The sequence below is a fragment of the Selenomonas sp. KH1T6 genome, assembly GCF_900108415.1.
Taxonomy (GTDB): Bacteria; Bacillota; Negativicutes; order Selenomonadales; family Selenomonadaceae; genus Selenomonas_B; species Selenomonas_B ruminantium_A.
The window spans coordinates 35,777-53,763 of sequence record NZ_FNWN01000001.1 but is presented as its reverse complement, the minus strand read 5'-3'; the positions used below and the strand labels follow the sequence as shown (position 1 = coordinate 53,763).

The following is a 17,987-nucleotide window of genomic DNA, read 5'->3' as shown; positions in this document are numbered from 1 at the left end:
CTCGTATCAAAAAATCAAATCTCAAACAGGTCTTCATTGCGCTCTGCCTTGCTGTGCTCTGCATCAATGATGGCCTGTATGCGCTTCACCGCTGTTTTAACTGTGGTATTTACCACCACATAAGTATACTGCTTGCCCACGGAAATTTCCTCCCGGGCTGCTCCCAGGCGGCGTTCCAGTGATTCCGGCGTCTCAGAACCGCGTCCCTTGATTCTCCGCTCCAGCTCTGCCATGGACGGAGGAAGCAGGAAGATGAAAATACCCTCAGGACACCTCTTCATGACATTCAAAGCTCCCTGAGTGTCTATTTCCAGCAGGATATCCTGTCCCGCCTGAAGCCTTTCCTCCAGCTTTTTCAGGGGCGTACCGTAGTAGTTACCGTAAACATCAGCGTACTCAAGGAAGCCTCCTGCCGCAATCTCTGACTCAAACTGCTCCCTGGTGAGGAAGTAGTAGTTCTGCCCGTCTACCTCCCCCTCCCGGGGCTGTCTGGTGGTGGCGGAAATGGAATAGGCCAGCTGGGGAGTCTCAGCCAGGAGCTTCCCGCAGACCGTGCCCTTCCCCGTGCCGGAGGGGCCTGATACCACAATCAATAATCCCTGTTTCATAATATTCTTCTACCTCTGCTTAGATAATTTCACTCTTGCCCCTCATCGCTGGCATCGCCTGCCATGCGGTGGGCAATAGTTTCCGGCTGCACAGCTGACAGCACCACATGGTCGCTGTCCATGATAACCACCGAGCGTGTCCTTCTGCCATAGCTGGCATCAATCAGTCTTTCGCTGTCCCGGGCTTCCTGTATGATGCGCTTGATGGGAGCCGAATCAGGGCTGACCACAGCTATGATGCGGCCCGCTGCCACAATGTTGCCGAAGCCTATATTGATCAGTTTTATGTCCATACCCTGACCTCCTTCAACCGACGGCGCTTCATGCCTCCAGACTGCCTGCAAAGACCAGCTCTGCCGGCCCCGTCATGAATACGTGATTGTTATCTGCCCATTCCACCATCAGGCAGCCACCGTCAAGCTCTATTTCCGCGGCCCGTTCAGTGCGTCCTGTCAGCACGCCTGCCACCAGAGTTGCACAGGACCCCGTACCGCAGGCCAGAGTCACCGATGCACCACGTTCCCATACTCTCATGCGCAGATGGCTCCTGTCCCGGACAGTGACAAACTCCGTATTGGTCTTGCGGGGGAAAGCCTCATGGTGTTCAAAAAGGGAGCCCAGCTCCTCAATGGGAAAGTTCTCCGCATCCTCCACGAAAATCACGCAGTGGGGATTGCCCATGGAGACACAGGTCATCTTGTAATCCTGCCCCTGTACGGTCAGTTTTTCGTTTACGACCTTGTCCCTGCCAAAGCCCTTGACGGGAATATCATCACCTGCAAGGACTGGCTCACCCATATCAACCCTTACCCCGGTGACTTTGCCGTTCTCAAGGCGCAGGCTGGGTACCAGCACACCCGCTCCAGTCTCCACCGTGAACTCCGTCTTTTCTGTCCGGCCAAAATCGTAGAGATAACGGGCAAAGCATCTGATGCCATTGCCACACATCTCTGCCTCGCTGCCGTCCGCATTGATGATGCGCATACGGAAATCAGCTGTCTCAGAAGGCTCCACCACCAAAATGCCGTCTGCGCCGATACCGTAATGGCGGTCACAGAGCTCTTTTCCCAGGGAAGCATAGTCACGCTCCAAAGGGCTTTCCAGGCAGTCTATCAACACAAAGTCATTGCCACAGCCCTGCCATTTGGTGAAATTCAACTTCATAGGGAGATTTCCTCCTTTTCGCAAGATGTTTATTTAATTTATTGTACTTGTTTTAGCTTCTATCCGCAACCCTGCCCGGGATAAAATTGACCGTTTTGACCGTAAAATGTTATAATTGACGTTACATTAAAGATATTTTTGCCGACATACATAGAAAGAACGAGGAAGAACATGAGTCTTGACGGCTTTTCCATGCGCCCCCTGGCCAGCGAGCTTGATACCATGCTGGCAGGCGGGCGGATTGATAAAATCACCCAGCCCAACAAACAATCCATCACCCTTTCCATTCGTCAGCCGGGACAAAACCACCTGCTGCATATTTCCATCGCACCCCAGAATCCCTCGGCCCATATTCTGGAAAAACCTTTGGAGAATCCACCTGAGCCGCCGGTGTTCTGCATGCTGCTCAGGAAGCACCTGGAAACAGGCCGCATTGTTTCCATCAGGCAGCACGGCCTCGACCGCCTGTTCCTGATAGACATCGACTTTTTGGCAGGGGGCGGCAGGATTGTCACCAAAACGCTGGTTTTGGAGCTGATGGGCAAATACAGCAACATCATTCTCATACAGGACGGCATCATCATAGATGCCCTGCGAAAAATAGGCAACAACAGCAGCCGGGTGCGCACTGTACTCCCCGGTGATGCTTATGAACTGCCCCCGGGACAGGACAAGCTTGACCCCTTTGCCCTCCCCCTTGAGGAAATCATGGCCGCTGTGAAATCCCAGCCTGCAGACAGCCGCCTGGATAAGGCCCTGCTGGCTGTCTGCATGGGCTTTGGTCCCGTGTCTGCCAAGGAGGTCTGCTTCTCGGCAGGTCTTGCCCCCAGCATCCGGCTCTCAGCACTTGAAGAAGTGGACTATCAGGCTGTGGGGCAGGGCATAGCTGAACTGCTGGAGCTTGCCAGGGCAGAAAAGCACCATGCCGCCATCCTCATGGACGAGAACAAGAAAATCCTGGCCATGGCCGCTTTCCCCCTGCACTATTTGCCGGAAGCAAAGGCCGTGAGCTTTGACACCCTCAGCGAATTATTGGAAAAAGCCGACCTGCTTTATGGCAGTTATGTGCTGCCGGATAAGGACAGATTCCAGAAGCTGGTGAAAAACGAGCTCCACAAGGCGGAGAACAAGCTGGTGAAGCTGGATGCAGAAATCGAGGAAGCTGAGAATGCCGAACTCTACAGAAGGCGCGGCGACAATCTGCAGACCTACCAGTACCAGTTCCAGGACAGGGTAGATGCAGAGATCACGGTCAATGACATCTACAGCGAAACAGGCGAAACTATCACCATTCCCTTGGACCAGCGTTTTACCTTGGTGGAAAATATGCAGGCCTGCTACAAGAAATACGACAAACTGAAGCGCGGCAAGGAAATGCTTCTGGGACAGCGGCAGGACTGTGAGATGAATATCGAATATCTTGAAAGCATCGAAGCCTCCCTGCTGGCCTCCTCCAGTCTCGCTGAAATCAGCGAGATTCACAACGAGCTGGTGTCTGGCGGCTATCTTCGTGAAAAGCTGAAGAAGAAAAACAACGACAAGCCCGCCCAGCCCTTCCGCTTCACGGCGCCCGACGGCACCATCATCCTGGTGGGCAAGAACAACTACCAGAATGACAAGCTGACCTTCAAGACAGCCAACCACAATGACCTTTGGCTCCATACCAAAGATATCCCCGGTTCCCATGTCATACTGCGCTGCGGCGGCGAGGAGCCCTCGGAGGAAAACCTGCTCCTGGCCGCAGGCCTGGCGGTGCATTTCAGCAAGGCCAGAGGCTCCTCCACCGTGCCTGTGGACTACGTGGAAGTGCGACGGGTGAAGAAGCCTTCCGGCGCCAAGCCCGGCTTTGTCATCTTCACGGAGCAAAGCACGCTCTACATCACTCCCGATGAAGAGAAGCTGGCCCCCATTCTGGCCCAGGACCCGGCAGCCCTCTAATTAAAAGTGTAGAAAGGTACAGCCAAAATGAAAATTAACCTGCCCCAATTGTATTTCAGCAAGCTTATGCGGGCCATTGTAGAATTTGACATGATCCAGGAAGGCGACAAAATCCTCATAGGAGTTTCCGGCGGCAAGGACAGCATCTTTCTGGTCTATGCCCTGGCTATCATGCGACAGAGATTGAAAAAGAATTTCAGCCTCTCAGCCCTGACCATCAACCCTATGTTCACCTCGGACTTTGATACGGAACGCATCAGGGCTTATTGCGAAAGCCTGGAGATTCCTTACGATACAGTAGACGTGGATATTGCAGGAGCCATCAAGGCCCAGGCCGACAAGCAGCCCTGCTTCACCTGCGCCTTCTTCCGCCGTGGGGCCATGAACCGCTATGCCGTGGAACACGGGCTGAACAAGATCGCCTACGCCCATCACCATGATGACGCGGTGGAAACCTTCCTCATGAGCCTGCTCTACTCAGGCCAGCTCCACACCTTCACCCCCTGCACATACCTGGACCGCACAGAGCTCACCGTCATACGTCCACTGGTGTACTTCAGGGAAGAAGAAATAAAGGAAGCCATACAGTATCATGGCTTCACCCCCGTCCCCTCCCCCTGCCCCCACGATGGCCACACCATCCGGCAGGAGGTAAAGGAGCTCATACAGCGATTGGAGCCGGATATCCCCGATCTCTACGACCATCTTGCCTCCGGCATGCGCAAGGGAGCTTTGGGCGAGCTTTGGCCCGCCAGCAAGACCAGAGATGAGATGCGGGACATTTACTTCAGCTACATGGGCAAATGACAAGCAAAAATAATCGGACAGGAAGCTCGCTCCTGTCCGATTATTTTACTATGAACTTAGATTTCGTGTAAGGGCGTAGCGACACGAAGTTAGTCCCTTTAGGGATGCGAAACACCGTTTCGCACGAAGTTTTATGCCTGTATTTATTTTTCTATCAGCTTCTCCAGTTCCCGCCGCACTTCTTCAATATCCACATGGGTATTATAGCAGGGCCCGTTGGGACGGATATTAAGCACCCCTACTGCCGGCAGGGGATAGACATCCTGTATGCCGCTCATGAGGTCGCGCTCGCAGGCAATGGCCAGCACCGCCTTGGGACGTTTTTCCTTCACCACCTGACGGGCCAGGGTCCCCCCCGTAGCCACAAAGAAATGGAACCCCATTTCCTCGGAAAGAGTCACCAGAGAGCCAATATCGCAGCCGCCGCAGCGTTTGCAATTATGGGGGTCGCGGGTTATCTTGTGAGGGCAGGTAGCAAGCTGCAGGCAATGCGGGGTTATCACCAGCAAACGCTCTGCAGGGACCTTGATATTCATGCGGTCAAACATGAGGTTGCTGACAGTGATGAAGGACCCCTCCAGCTGCCTCTTGCTGATGCCGAACAAGCTGCCAATCCGTACAGCCAGGGGAAAGAGCAGGTTGATCAGGCTGTAAGTCTGCCTCTTGAAAAGAGGCAGATAAGGAAGCCCCAGCACCGCAAAGACAATGGTAGCTACTCCCCAGAGTCCCAGCAGCATGACCAGGGCAAAAAGACCTCCCACCAAAGCAGGCAAAGGTTCCCAAATCTGGGACAGCCCCGGCGAGGCTATGTACCAGCAAATAGCCAACAAACCTGTACAAAATAGTATGGCCAACAGCAGAAAGCCTACAAAAAGGCGTTTCTTGGCCCTGGTCTGCAGGAAAGGAGCTGTTTTGTTTTCTTCAAGGATCTGATTTGCCATAATTCCTCCGAAGAATCTTCCAAGCCTCAGGCGAAGCAGCTTCCTGCTGCCAGGCTGTTGCCGCGCAGGTAATCCTGCGCCTGCATTATCTTCTTGCCAGGAGCCTGCAGCTCAGTGATGGCCAGCACCTGCCCGTCACCTGCTGCAACCTTCAGTCCCTGGCTACTGTCTGCTGCGAGAATTGCGCCTGCAGCTGTGCCAGCGGGAGCAGCCTCCCCTGTCAGTACAGTGCGCCAGATCTTGAACTTCTGCCCCTCATGGCCGGTATAGGCCCCGGGCCAGGAGTTCAGTCCCCGCACCAGATTGTGGATTGACTGGGCGCTTTTCTGCCAGTCGATATGCCCCGTTTCCTTGGTCAGCATGGGAGCATAATTGGACTCACCCTCCTGGGGCACCCGCTTCAGCGTGCCGGCACGCAGTTCCCCGATGGTCTTCATGAGGACCTGTGCCCCCATCTCCATCAGACTGTCATGAACTTCTTCCAACGTCATGTCCGGACCGATGGGAAGCTCCTCCTTCAGCAGCATGTCCCCGGTATCAAGACCGGCATCCATCATCATGGTGGTGATGCCAGTCTTCTTCTCGCCGTTGATGACACACCACTGCATGGGAGCGGCGCCACGATAGCGGGGCAGCAGGGAGCCGTGGACATTGATGCAGCCATGCGGGGGAATATCCAGTATTTCCTGGGAAAGGATCTGGCCAAAGGCCACCACCACCACCAGGTCGGGGCTCAAGCCTTTAAGCTCTGCGGTCGCTTCTGCTGTCTTGATCTTGACAGGCTGATAGACAGGCAGGCCATGTTCCTCTGCCCAGGCCTTGACTGGTGAAGGCAGGAGCTTCTGCCCCCTGCCTCTGGGCTTGTCCGGCTGAGTGTAAACACCGATTACCTCGCAGTGCTCGTCTGCCTGGAGAGCTGCAAGGCAGGGCACGGCAAATTCCGGCGTGCCCATAAAAACTACCCGGAGTTTCTCCATTGTCATTCCCCTTTGCGAATACTGGTGGCAATATCGATAAAGAGCTGTCCTTCCAGATGGTCCAGCTCATGCTGGATGCAGCGCGCCAAAAGTCCCGTAGCAGTGATATGCTGCTTCTTGCCCCGGCGGTTCAAAAACTCCACCTTCACCTTGGCATAGCGCTCCACTTCGCCGTAGATGCCAGGCACGGAAAGGCAGCCCTCCGAACCGGTCATGGAGCCTTCCTGGTAGGTGATGACAGGATTGATCAGCTCAATGAGGCCGTGGTCATCCTGGCAGTCAATGACTACCATTCTGAGAGGCAGCCCTATCTGAGGCGCTGCCAGCCCCACCCCGTCATTCTGGTACATGGCATCTGCCATGGCATCAAGGATCTGCTTCAGATTCTTGTCAATCTTCTCCACGGGTTCGCAGTGCTGCTTCAGTACCGGATCTCCAGCTTTTCTTATTTCCAATGTTGCCATACATTACTCCTTGTCAATCTTTCTTTAGGGAAACACTGATTAAATGAAGTCGTTCAGATTGGCGTAGATTGTTTGTTCTTCCCAAGGCGACAAACCGGAGGCATAGCGGTGCTATGTCGAGGATTTGTCAACGCAGGGACGACAAACAAGATGCGTCAAGATGGGCGGCTGAATTAATCAGTGTTTCCTTAGCTTGCCAGCCTCCGTCATGATGGCCAGCACAGTTTCTGCTGCCTTCTGCAGGGACAGCAGGGGCAGGTATTCAAACCTGCCGTGGAAGTTGGTGCCGCCAGTGAAGAGGTTCGGGCAGGGCAGGCCCATAAAGGAAAGCCTTGCGCCATCCGTGCCGCCGCGTATGGGCTTCACCACCGGCTTCACCCCCGCACTCTCCATAGCTTTTTCCGCCAATTCCACCACATACATGGCTTCTTCCATCTTCTCACGCATGTTGAGGTACATATCCTTGCAGTCCACCGTCACCGTGCCCTCGCCATATTTCTTGTTCAGCAGGGCGGCTAATTCCTCAAGATATAACTTGCGTCGGGCAAACTTCGCCTTGTCATGGTCGCGGATCAGCATCATCATGGTGACCTTCTCCACATCGCCACTGACCTTGTGGACATGATAGAATCCCTCATAGCCCTCGGTATATTCGGGACGTTCTCCGGCAGGCAGCATCTGCTGCCATTCGCAGGCCACGGTATTGGCATTGATCATCTTGCCCTTGGCATCTCCCGTGTGGACGCTGCGACCCTTGAAGGTAATAGCAGCGTTGGCGGCATTGAAATTCTCATACTCCAGGCTGCCCAGCTCATCACCATCAACAGTGTAAGCAAAGTCTGCCCCAAAGGCCTTGACGTCAAAACGGTCAGCACTGCGGCCCGTCTCCTCATCGGGGGTAAAGCACAGGCGGATCTTGCCGTGCTTGATTTCCGGGTGCTGCAACAGATATTCAACGGCACTGACAATAGCCGTCACTCCCGCCTTGTCATCAGCCCCCAACAGGGTGGTGCCATCAGTAGTCATGATGGGCTGTCCCTTGTATTTCAGCAGGCTGGGGAAATCCTTGGGTGAAAGCCTGATATCCTGTTCTTTATTGAGGACAATATCTCCCCCATCGTAATTTTCCACCACCTGGGGCTTGATATCTGCCCCGGAGGCATCAGGGCTGGTATCCATATGAGCGATAAAACCCACCACGGGAGCGCCCTCACAGCCACTGGCCGGCAGAGTAGCCATGATATAGCCATGGTTGTCAAGGGTGACCTCCTCAAGGCCAAGAGCCTTGAGCTCCTCAGCCAGATGCTTGGCCAGCACCATCTGTCCCGGCGTGCTGGGGCAGACCTGGTCATTTTCCTCGCTTGACTGGCTGTCGAAGCTAACATAATCCTTGAACCGTTTGACTAATACATCCATACTAATTTCCATGGTGAACACCTCAATATTTTTATCAAATGACAATATATTATTGTAACACTATCGACGTACTTTTGCTAGGGGCAGAAAACAGCCGGACACAAAAAACCCCGGCCCTGAGGCCGAGGTTGAAAAAACATTGTTTTCTCAGCGGAACAGCTGGCTCACGCTGCGGTGGCTCTGGATGCGCATGATGACATCACCGATGGAAGCAGCCATGGAGAGGGTGACAATCTTGTCAGACTGCTTCTCCGGCGGCAGAGGAATGGTATCCGTGATAACCAGCTTCTCAATGGGAGACTCGTTGATGCGCTGCACAGCAGGGTCGCTGAGGATAGCGTGGGAGCAGGAAGCAAAGATGCGCTTGGCACCGCGCTTCTCAAGGGCCTTGGCACCCTCGCAGAGGGAACCTGCAGTATCCACGATGTCGTCAATGATAACTGCAGTCTTGCCAGCCACATCGCCGATGAGGTTCATGACCTCAGCGCAACCCGGCTTCGGACGGCGCTTCTCGATGATGGCGATGGGAGCCTGAAGATGGTCGGCCAGGATGCGGGCACGGGTTACACCACCCAGATCAGGGGAAACCACCACTACATCGTCCAGCTTCTGGGAACGGAAATAGTTGGCGATGACGGGAGCCGCAGCCAGATGATCCACGGGGATATCAAAGAAGCCCTGAATCTGACCTGCATGGAGATCAACGGTCACGACACGGGTCACGCCGGCAGTGGTCATGAGGTTGGCCACCAGCTTGGCAGAGATGGGCTCACGGCCACGGGTCTTGCGGTCCTGACGAGCGTAAGCGTAGTAAGGCACCACAGCCGTCACGCTATGAGCAGAGGCGCGCTTGCAGGCATCTGCCATGATGAGAAGCTCCATGAGGTTGTCATTGACGGGATAGGACGTAGGCTGGATGATGAAGATATCCTTGCCACGGATGCTCTCGCTGATCATTACCTGGGTCTCACCATTGTTGAAATGACCGACATATGCATCGCAAAGATTCACGCCAATATGGTCAGCAATCTTCTTGGCCAGGTCCGGGTTTGCGTTGCCGGTCAGGATGCATAAGTTTCCAGTGTCTAAAGCCATTTTTTAAAAATCCTCCAAATCATCATATAAAGTTATCTGCCTCGGTCTCAGCGACCATTTATTCTAGTATATGACTATTTGCGTGGCCTGTAAAGGAAAAATCACAATATATATCCCCCTTGTCTTTTTTCCAAAATGAAGGAATTTTTGCCTTGATGCAGAAGTTATAGAATATATATTTTATTCAGACTCATAATAAAACATATACAGCAAAACAGCATGCAGTCAAACAAAAGGAGGGCCTATGCATTATGGGCAAGAGAGATATTTCCAAGGGGCAGATACTGCATCACAAGGGTGACACTGTTGAAAGCGTGGCCATCATACTCAGGGGCAGCTTTACCATCCGCCATAGCGATGAACTTGCCCTTACTGTGGGCAACGGCACCATTTTGGGCGCTTTCCATGAAAGCGGCAGTGTCTATGATTATGATTATGTGGCAGCAGAGGACAGCACCCTCTTTGAGTATGAATACAATGGAGAGGAAGATTTGGCCGCCGCCATCAAAGCCACCCCCACTATCGCTCCCGTCATGGTTTCAGCCAGCATCAAAAAGCTGAACAAGCTGCTGGATACCCTGGAAACCCTCTATGAAAAAGGCCGGAACCTGTGTCTCGACATGAAGGCCAACTACACAGACTACCGGGATGTTTGCTCCAAGCTCATGCTGATGCCCAACCAATATGAGGCTGTCACCTCCCTGGAACCTCCCGAAAGACCGGAAATCCTCACAAGCTGGCAGGCTTCCCTTTGCCGTACCTGCCTGGAAAAAGACGAGCTTTTGCGCAAGGAATGTTACTCCGCTGACATAAATTTCTGCATCGGCACTATCATGCTGGCCTCAAGCCTTGCCCAGGCCATACAACCTCAGATAGACCAGATGGACGATTTCATTCACCAGGCCACAGAAGCTACCCATGATTTTCTCACGGAATATCACAGCCAGAAAGCCAAAGTGGACGAAGCCAAGCGGCGGGAAGCTATGGAAGCAGGCAGCGGCAACCTGCCCCAGATAAAGAATGCCCTGAATACTATTTTGGCTTATGCCGGCATCGACAGGGAAACCGGCGACGCCTTCACCAGGGACATCAAGAAATTCATGAAATGTCCGGACAAGACGGAGAAGTCAGACGAGATGCGGCGCCTGAGAATTGGCATCACCCAGGCCTTCTACAAGATTTACGAAGCCGCCTTTTTCAAGAGCCTGGAAACCAGCGACCTGCCTGCCGAAGTGAAGATGTTCTTCCTCTTTGGCTTTGTGGACGAAGAACTGGCCGGGGCAGACAACACCGCCCTGCTGTATAAATATTCCCTGCTTTGGGAAGATGACCCCAACGGCCGCGTGCTGCCTGCCTATGACTGGCTCAAAAAGATTTACTGTGGCGAGGTTCCTCCCTCCAAGGACGAGTTCGAAAATGACTGGCCCGACCATCTGAAGGAAGAAGTTCGCCAGTGTACCATGAAGCAGGCACAGGCAGATGAACTGCTGAACGACCGCAAGGCTATGGCCAGCTTCGAACTGAACAACATGATGACCAGTGCCAACAAAATGGCCTACGGCAGCATTTTCTCCTTTATCCCTGCCTTCTATGCCGAAGCCGTAACCCGTCCACTGGAAAACTGCCTGGCCTCCACTGAAAGAGTCACCAAGGCCCTTGACCGGGTGCGCTCCATTGACTACAGCTGCTTCTACCGCCCCACCTTCGCTACCTACCCGGAACTGAAAATCAACCGCTTCGAATACGACTTGGAAGTCCTGCCTTACATTGTCCTCATGCCCAACTTCGGCAGCAGGGGCGTCATGTGGCAGGAAATAGAGGGCAGAAAGAGAACTACCCCTTCCCATATGGTTGTTTCCATCCTTCATTCTGAAGATTTGGATGACACCATGGTGAAGATGTGCGCCCAGTTCCGTTGGGAAATGTGCAAGCGCATCCAAGGTGTCCACTACAGCGACATCTCCGAACCATCCCTGACAGCAGAGTACTGCAACTATCTGCAGTTCTACAAAAAGAACTCCAGCCTTTCTGCTGACATGAAGGAAAAAGTAAAAGCCGCCCTCAAACGCAACGGCAACAACTATCGCAATGTCTTCTCCGCCGAGTACGAACTCTATATCAAAAACGAATCCGAAGGCCTGCCCAGGCTCAACAAGGTAGCCAGAGAAATCCTCTTCAAGTACTGCACGCTCTCCAAACAGTACAGGGACAACCTGAACATCAATCCCCAGTACAAGCCCCTTATTGAGCGTTGGACTGTCCTGCACGGCGAGAGGAAACGCACCCTGGATCTCTTCACCAGAAAGATACTCACTATGACTGACAAGCTGCCAGAGGAAGTGTGTATGCAAACCGAGTTCCTGAAACTTTGATGTCTCTGACTTCCCGCACACAAATAAGGCACCTTTGCTGAGGTGCCTTATTTGTATGCTCTCTTCAATTGCTCTTATGCTTCAGCCAGACACTCTTTGCCGCTTCCCGGTCTCTGTGCATCTGCTTTATCAGCTGCTCCACAGAGGAGAATTTCTTCTCGGGCCGCAGAAGCTGCAGGAATTGCACCGTTAGCATCTGATCGTAGATATTCCTGTTGAAATCCTGAAGATTGACCTCTATGCGCACAGCCCTCTCCCCTTCAAAGGTGGGATTGTTGCCTATATTGGCCAGCGCTGCATAGGACTTGCCCTCATACATGGCCAGAGCCGCATAGACACCCTTGGGCAAGACAGCGCGATTTGCTCCTATGGCCAGATTGGCTGTGGGAAAGCCCAGCAAACGGCCGCGCTTGTCACCATGCTGCACCCGCTCAATCATGGTCAAGGGATAGCCCAGGAAGGTATTGGCCGAAGCCAGGTCTCCTGACTGGATAAACTCCCGGATGCGGGTGCTGCTGACAGGTTTGCCATCCTGCAGCACTGTGGGGCAGATTTCTGCCTCAAAGCCATAGTCCTTTCCTGCCCGCAAGAGCAGCCTTTGGGTTCCCCTGCCCCGCTCGCCAAAGGTATAGTTGGCTCCCGTCACCACATAGCGGGGGGCAAAGTGGGCCTGCAGAAGCAGCAGGAAATCCTCGGGGCTCACCTGGGAGAAAGCCCTGGTAAAGGGAATATTCATCAGCACATCCACCCCCAGGGCCTCCAGCCTGGCCTGCCGCAGGAAATTATTGCCAATCTGGGGAGGCATCCTGTCTGGCGCCAGCACCGACAGCGGGTGATTGCTGAAGGTAAAGACCAGGGACTTGCCCCCTATTTTCTGTGCCAGTTCCACAGCCCGCTGGATAATGCTCTGATGACCGGTGTGCACCCCGTCGAACATGCCCAGGGCCACCACCAGTTTGGGATATTTGCTTTTCAAGTCTGCCAGTTTATTGTAGATTTCCATGGGATTGTTCCCTCTCCCTGCTTAATTTCTCGCCGTATGCACGACCTTATGGGGCCTGATGCTCTGGTCTTTTCCATTGTATCCCCCAATGCCCAGGAAAATGTCCCCGGCGTAGACCCGCAGGGGACCTGCCTCCCCCTGATAGAACCTGTCTGTGGTGGAAAGACCGTTCAGGAAAGCTTTCATCCTGTCCTGTCGCAGGTCATAGCGGGGCAAATGATGGAGGAAAGGCTCAGGGTCAAGTACTGCCTCTTCGCCTTTGGCTTCCAGCTCTTCCAAAGTCAGGGCCTCTTCTAGCTGAAAGCTCCCCACCCGCTGGCGCACCAGGAAGGACATCAGGGCGGGAATCCCCAAGGCGCTGCCAATATCCATGCACAGGCTGCGGATATAGGTGCCCTTGGAGCACTCCACATCAATGCGGAAGCCGCCTTTCCAGAGAGACAGCAGCTCCAGCCTGTGGATAACTATGTCCCGGGCTGGAATATCCACCTCTTTCCCCTGCCGGATAAGGTCGCAGGCTTTTTGGCCATCAATCTTGATGGCAGAATGGGCGGGAGGGACCTGCTTGATGGGGCCGCGGAATTTCGCCAGAGCTGCTTCTATGGCAGCAGCTTCTGGCATAACAAAATCCTGCTCTTCCAGCACTTCCCCCGTATCGTCACCGCTGTCCGTGGAGATGCCCAGGCGGATTTCTGCCCGATAGGCCTTGTCCGTGATTTCCAGATACTCGATGAGCCGGGCTGCCTGCCCAACGGCTATGGGCAGTACCCCTGCTGCCGCAGGGTCCAGGGTTCCTGCATGTCCCACCCGCTTCTCTTTCAAGACCTTTCGCACAAATCCCACCACATCGTGGGAACTCATGCCGGGAGGCTTGAGCAGATTGATAAAACCCGAAACTGCCATCACTTTTCCTCCCCGGTTGCTTCAGCTTCACTGGGTGTCGGGTCTGTAGACGCTAAAGCAGCATCAATGGCTTCCTGCAGCATGGCTTTGGCCTCATCAAAGGGCTTCTCTATGCCACAGCCTGCCGCCTTGACATGGCCGCCGCCACCGAACTGCAGGGCCACGGCACTGACATCTACCCCCTTGGAGCGCATGCTTACCCGGGCCTTGCTCTCTTCCTTGTACTTCATGACCACGGCTATTTCCACGCCCTCAATCACGCGAAGCATCTCAATCAGACCGTCCGTGGCTTCGATGCCCTCCATGGTCTCATAGCTCAAAAAAGCCCCGGCAGCCCTGCCACCATGCCAGACTTCGATGTGCTGCAGGGCATCTGCCAGTCCTTTAACATGGGAGTAAGGGCGCTGCTCCAGCGACTCGGAAATCACATGGGGCTCCGCCCCTGCTTCCAGCATGCGGGCTGCCGCCCTCATGGTGAGGGGATTGGTATTGGAGAACCGGAAAAAACCTGTGTCTGTAGCCAGGCCGGTGTAAAGAGCCATGGCTATGTCCTTGTCAAATTCTCCCCCTGCCAGCTCCAACAGCTGGTATATGATTTCTGCTGTAGCGGCCCTTTCCCCGTCAAGGTAAAGCCTTTCTGCCTTGCCATCATTGGTAGGGTGATGGTCGATGTTGACAACGGGGGCGGAAACAGCCTCCCCCACCTTGCCAATGCGGTCAAGGGAAGCATCAAGCACTACCAGAAGGTCTGCCTGATAGCGTTCATCTTCCCCGGGAGCAGCGATTTTTTCTGCTCCCGGCAGCACCAGGAAGCCCTTGGGCACTTCATCGTCAATGAGAACGGAAACGTCTTTCCCCCGGTCTTTCAGATAATGGGCCAGGGCCAGACAGGAACCCAATGCATCACCATCGGGATTCACATGGGAAGTGATGATTACCTTCCCGCTTTCCTGCAGGATGGCCAACGTTTCTTCCAGAGTCAGCCTCATGCTTCCTCACCCTTTGCTTCCTCGTCTTTGGGCCCTTCCTCTGCCTGGATCTTCAGCAGCAGTTCCTGGATATGGGCACTGTAGTCCAGGGACTTGTCCACCACAAAGCTGATTTCCGGGGTGAAGCGCAATCGTATGCGCTTGCCGATTTCCCGGCGGATGAAGCCCAGGGAAGACTGGAGGCCCTGCCAGCAGTCCTTGACCTGCTGCTCGCTGCCCATGAGGCTCACGTAGACCTTTGCCTCCCTCAAATCTCCCGTGCACTCCACGGAAGTCACCGTCACAAAGCCAATGCGGGGGTCTTTGAGCTCCCGCAGGATAATGGAGCTAATCTCCTGTTTCATCAGTTCCTGTACTTTTTCCACTCGCAGCTGGCTCATGGAAACACCTCCTCATAAAGAAACAGGAAACGACAGGGCCTGGCTATACGCCAGCCTGCGTTTCCTGTCAAATATTTACAGCTTATTTATTTTCGTTTTCTGCCTTGGCAGCTTCAGCGGCTTTCGCCTGCTCCTCACGGCGCTTGGCAGCGGCCTTGTTGGCCTCGGTAATGGAAGTAGCAATCTCCTCCATGGTGTAGGCTTCGATGATGTCGCCTTCCTGGAAGTCGCGGAAGTCCACGATGGAGATACCGCACTCGTAGCCTGCGGCCACTTCCTTCACCTCGTCCTTGAAGCGGCGCAGGGAATCAATCTCGCCGTCAAAGATCTCGATGTTGTCGCGGATGATGCGGATCTTGGAGTTGTTGAAGATCTTGCCGTCCAGCACGTAGGAACCTGCCACCAGTGCCTTGGAGAACTTCATGACCTTGCGGATTTCCACGCGGCCCTGGATGACCTCCTTATACTTGGGCTTCAGCATGCCGCTCATGGCGTCCTTCACATCGTTCAGGGCGTCGTAAATGACGCGGTAAGTGCGGATATCGATGTTCTCATTGTCCGCCATCTTGCGGGCATTGGCATCGGGACGCACGTTGAAGGCGATGATGAGTGCGTTGGAAGCAGATGCCAGCATGACATCGCTTTCGTTGACGGCGCCAACGCCGGAATGGACGATAGCCACGCGCACTTCGTCGTTCTTGTTGAGGGACAGCAGAGAGCTGTTGAGAGCCTCCACGGAGCCCTGCACATCAGCCTTGACCACGATGTTCAGATCCTTGATCTCGCCTTCCTGGATCTGCTGGAAGAGGTCGTCAAGGGAGACCTTCTTGGCCTTGATAAGCTTGGTGCGCTGGCGCTCCACACGTGCCTCAGCAATGGAACGTGCCTGCTTCTCCTCCAGCACGGCGAGGATATCACCAGCAGAGGGAACATCGTTGAGGCCCAGGATCTCCACCGGCACAGAGGGGCCGGCCTTCTTCACGTTGTCGCCACGGTCGTTGACCATGGCGCGGACCTTACCGTAGGTGGTGCCGCAAACGATGGAATCACCGATGCGCAGGGTACCGTTCTGCACCAGCACGGTAGCCACAGGACCGCGGCCCTTGTCCAGCTTGGCCTCGACAATGACACCGCGGGCATCGCGGTTCGGGTTGGCCTTGAGCTCCTTGACCTCAGCCACCAGCAGGACCATTTCCAGCAGGTTGTCAAGACCCATGCGCTTCTTGGCAGAAACAGGCACCATGATGGTGTCTCCGCCATATTCCTCAGGCACCAGGCCGTGCTCCATGAGCTCCTGCTTCACGCGGTCCGGGTTGGCACCGGGCTTGTCGATCTTGTTGATGGCCACAATGACGGGCACATCAGCAGACTTGGCATGGTTGATAGCCTCTACAGTCTGGGGCATGACGCCGTCGTCTGCCGCCACCACCAGGATAGCGATATCCGTGATCTGGGCACCACGGGCACGCATAGCCGTGAAGGCCTCATGACCCGGGGTATCCAGGAAGACAATCTTCTTGCCCTGGCACATGACCTGATAAGCACCGATGTGCTGGGTGATGCCGCCAGCCTCATGGGTGGACACAGAAGTATTGCGGATGGCATCCAGCAGGGAGGTCTTGCCGTGGTCAACATGGCCCATGACCGTCACCACAGGAGGACGGAGCTTCAGAGACTTGGGATCGTCCTCAATCTCGGGAATGAGGGTCGGATCTACCTCAGGAGGCAGCTCTTCGCAGGCCACGCCGAACTCGGCTGCCACCAAAGCTGCCGTATCGTAGTCGATTTCCTGGTTGATGGTAGCCATGACGCCCATCATGAAGAGCTTCTTGATGACCTCGGCTGCCGTGTAGCTCATCTTGGAAGCCAGATCCTTGACAGCAATGCTCTCCCCTACCTTGATATGGGTAGGACGGGCAATCTGTGCCTTCGGTGCAGGCTGGGGAGCTCCGCCGCGCTTGTTGCCCTTGTTCTTGCGACCACCCCGGCGGTCATTGTTGTTGAAACCGTTATTGCCATTGCGGTCATTCTTGTCGCCCTTGCGGCCGCCGCGCTCGTTCTTCTCGCTGCGCCCGCTGCCTTTGCGCCCATCACGGCCATTGCTGTTGCCGCCCTTGCCATCATTCTTGTGGTCACGGCCACCGCCCTGACGGTCTCCACTGCGCTCGCTTCTCTCATTGCGGTCATTGCGGTCGTTATGGTCACGGTGCTCAGAGTGGTTTTCCTTCTTCGGCTCTTCTTTTTTGCGTTCACTATGAACGGGCTGCTGCTCTCGATGCATCTGGCGCTCTTCCTTTTCCTGTGCAGGCTTCTGGGCCTTCTCTGCTGCGGCTTTCTCCTTGGGCTGGTCATGCTTTTCCGTCTTCACACGCCCATCCTGGCTGCTATAGTCCTTTTCAGGCTTCTTCGGTGCCTGAGCTGCGGCTTTGCCGGACTTCTGCAGTTCCTGCTTCACCACCTCGTACTCGGCCTCGCCTACGCCGCTGAAGTTGTTGTTGACTTTATAGTTATGGCGCTTGAGGATATCAAGCACGACCTTGCTATCTGTATTGAATTCCTTGGCCAATTCAAAAACTCTGCGTTTTGACATTGATCCACCCCCGTTTATTTTCTCATGGTTCCTCCATCAGCTTTTTGAGCTGCGCCGCGAAACCGGCGTCTGTCAAGGCCGCCATGGCGCGATACTCCTTGCCCAGGCATGAGCCCAGCATATCGCGGTCCAGGACCTCAATATAGGGAACCTTGTATTTATCGGCTAACTCTAAAAACTTTTTCCTGGATTCTTCTGCCGTATCCTCCGCCAGAATCAGGAGGACTGCCTTGTGAGCCTTCAGGGACTGTTCCACGGCAAAGGCGCCGGAAACAATCCTGCGGGCCCGCTGGGCCATGCTAAGAAGATTCACGATTCTCTGTTCTCTGGTAGCTGCCAT

At 54.5% G+C, this 17,987-nt stretch carries 17 protein-coding genes; 3 read left to right on the top strand and 14 right to left on the bottom strand.

Features of this window, described 5'->3' with window-relative positions:
* Window positions 1-14: 14 nt before the first annotated feature.
* From gmk to dapF, 3 genes are read right to left on the bottom strand one after another with little or no spacing between them, the layout of a single operon-like run.
* On the bottom strand, window positions 15-608 hold the full coding sequence (gene gmk / locus BLW59_RS00305; protein ID WP_074695246.1) for a guanylate kinase: 594 nt from the start codon (window positions 606-608) through the stop codon (window positions 15-17).
* Between the two features lie 29 nt (window positions 609-637).
* Window positions 638-901, bottom strand: a complete 264-nt coding sequence (gene remA / locus BLW59_RS00300; protein WP_029543909.1) for an extracellular matrix/biofilm regulator RemA — start codon at window positions 899-901, stop codon at window positions 638-640.
* Window positions 902-929: 28 nt separating this feature from the next.
* The gene (gene dapF / locus BLW59_RS00295) at window positions 930-1,766 is read right to left on the bottom strand and encodes a diaminopimelate epimerase (RefSeq protein WP_029543907.1); all 837 of its coding nucleotides are present in this window, start codon (window positions 1,764-1,766) and stop codon (window positions 930-932) included.
* A gap of 177 nt (window positions 1,767-1,943) precedes the next feature.
* Between dapF and BLW59_RS00290 the strand changes: the two genes are divergently transcribed.
* Complete coding sequence (locus BLW59_RS00290; RefSeq protein WP_029543906.1) at window positions 1,944-3,710, top strand: Rqc2 family fibronectin-binding protein; 1,767 nt, start codon at window positions 1,944-1,946, stop codon at window positions 3,708-3,710.
* A 27-nt stretch (window positions 3,711-3,737) separates the two neighbouring features.
* Entirely contained in the window at window positions 3,738-4,517 is a 780-nt protein-coding gene (locus BLW59_RS00285; protein WP_074695244.1) for a tRNA 2-thiocytidine biosynthesis TtcA family protein, read from the top strand.
* Window positions 4,518-4,660: 143 nt separating this feature from the next.
* On the opposite strand, the gene BLW59_RS00280 is transcribed toward BLW59_RS00285, so the two are convergent.
* From BLW59_RS00280 to BLW59_RS00260, 5 genes are all read right to left on the bottom strand, one after another.
* Entirely contained in the window at window positions 4,661-5,458 is a 798-nt protein-coding gene (locus BLW59_RS00280) for a DUF116 domain-containing protein (protein ID WP_074695242.1), read from the bottom strand.
* A 26-nt stretch (window positions 5,459-5,484) separates the two neighbouring features.
* On the bottom strand, window positions 5,485-6,435 hold the full coding sequence (fmt, locus tag BLW59_RS00275; RefSeq protein WP_074695240.1) for a methionyl-tRNA formyltransferase: 951 nt from the start codon (window positions 6,433-6,435) through the stop codon (window positions 5,485-5,487).
* Between the two features lie 2 nt (window positions 6,436-6,437).
* A complete protein-coding gene (def, locus tag BLW59_RS00270; protein ID WP_029543896.1) occupies window positions 6,438-6,899 on the bottom strand; it encodes a peptide deformylase in 462 nt (153 codons plus the stop codon).
* Window positions 6,900-7,076: 177 nt separating this feature from the next.
* Window positions 7,077-8,327, bottom strand: a complete 1,251-nt coding sequence (gene pepT / locus BLW59_RS00265; protein WP_074695238.1) for a peptidase T — start codon at window positions 8,325-8,327, stop codon at window positions 7,077-7,079.
* Between the two features lie 135 nt (window positions 8,328-8,462).
* Window positions 8,463-9,410 carry a ribose-phosphate diphosphokinase gene (locus BLW59_RS00260; RefSeq protein WP_029543894.1) on the bottom strand — a complete coding sequence of 316 codons (948 nt, stop codon included), beginning with the start codon at window positions 9,408-9,410 and terminating at the stop codon, window positions 8,463-8,465.
* A gap of 251 nt (window positions 9,411-9,661) precedes the next feature.
* Here BLW59_RS00260 and BLW59_RS00255 point away from each other — a divergent pair, with 251 nt between their 5' ends.
* Complete coding sequence (locus BLW59_RS00255; RefSeq protein WP_074695236.1) at window positions 9,662-11,782, top strand: Crp/Fnr family transcriptional regulator; 2,121 nt, start codon at window positions 9,662-9,664, stop codon at window positions 11,780-11,782.
* A 64-nt stretch (window positions 11,783-11,846) separates the two neighbouring features.
* Here BLW59_RS00255 and ribF read toward each other — a convergent pair whose 3' ends face one another.
* The 6 genes from ribF to BLW59_RS00225 form a co-directional block, all read right to left on the bottom strand.
* On the bottom strand, window positions 11,847-12,785 hold the full coding sequence (ribF, locus tag BLW59_RS00250) for a riboflavin biosynthesis protein RibF (protein ID WP_029543890.1): 939 nt from the start codon (window positions 12,783-12,785) through the stop codon (window positions 11,847-11,849).
* A gap of 21 nt (window positions 12,786-12,806) precedes the next feature.
* A complete protein-coding gene (truB, locus tag BLW59_RS00245) occupies window positions 12,807-13,688 on the bottom strand; it encodes a tRNA pseudouridine(55) synthase TruB (protein WP_074695235.1) in 882 nt (293 codons plus the stop codon).
* Window positions 13,688-14,677 carry a DHH family phosphoesterase gene (locus BLW59_RS00240; RefSeq protein WP_074695233.1) on the bottom strand — a complete coding sequence of 330 codons (990 nt, stop codon included), beginning with the start codon at window positions 14,675-14,677 and terminating at the stop codon, window positions 13,688-13,690. Before BLW59_RS00240 ends, truB begins: the two co-directional genes overlap by 1 nt.
* A complete protein-coding gene (gene rbfA / locus BLW59_RS00235) occupies window positions 14,674-15,057 on the bottom strand; it encodes a 30S ribosome-binding factor RbfA (protein ID WP_029543884.1) in 384 nt (127 codons plus the stop codon). The genes BLW59_RS00240 and rbfA overlap by 4 nt, the downstream gene beginning before the upstream one ends.
* 82 nt (window positions 15,058-15,139) lie before the next feature.
* On the bottom strand, window positions 15,140-17,647 hold the full coding sequence (infB, locus tag BLW59_RS00230; protein WP_074695231.1) for a translation initiation factor IF-2: 2,508 nt from the start codon (window positions 17,645-17,647) through the stop codon (window positions 15,140-15,142).
* 22 nt (window positions 17,648-17,669) lie between these two features.
* On the bottom strand, window positions 17,670-17,987 hold the full coding sequence (locus BLW59_RS00225) for a L7Ae/L30e/S12e/Gadd45 family ribosomal protein (protein ID WP_029543880.1): 318 nt from the start codon (window positions 17,985-17,987) through the stop codon (window positions 17,670-17,672).